Raw genomic sequence first — 508 nt, 5'->3', positions numbered from 1 at the left:
ACGGCGCACAAGTGGTTATTGACCAATTCATTTCGTCTGGTGAGCAAAAGTGGGGACGTTTGTGCGGCCTGACGATGCTTCTGCCTCATGGTTACGAAGGCCAAGGTCCGGAGCACTCATCTGCTCGTCTAGAGCGTTACCTTCAATTGTGTGCTGAGCAAAACATGCAGGTCGTTGTACCATCAACGCCAGCTCAGGTGTACCACATGATTCGTCGTCAAGTAGTACGCCCAATGCGTCGACCATTGATTGTAATGTCTCCTAAATCATTGCTTCGTCATCCTCTTTGTACTTCGACTCTAGAAGACCTTGCAGAAGGTACGTTCCAAGCAGCGATCCCTGAAGTGGATAACTTGGAGCCAAGCAAAGTGAAACGCGTCGTGTTCTGTTCGGGTAAGGTGTATTTCGACCTTCTTGAGCAGCGTCGCAACAACGAGCAAGAAGACGTAGCAATCGTGCGTATTGAGCAGCTTTACCCATTCCCGATGGAAGAAGGACAAGCAGCTAT

The 508-nt window shown here is 49.6% G+C and carries 1 pseudogene; it reads left to right on the top strand.

Annotation, left to right across the window (positions count from 1 at the left end):
- Positions 1-508, top strand: a pseudogene (locus tag R7040_RS30235) (2-oxoglutarate dehydrogenase E1 component); the annotation flags it as partial.

The sequence above is a fragment of the Vibrio sp. 1069 genome, assembly GCF_033340555.1.
Note: the sequence above shows the minus strand (reverse complement) of the source record. Positions and strands in the feature narration are given on the sequence as shown.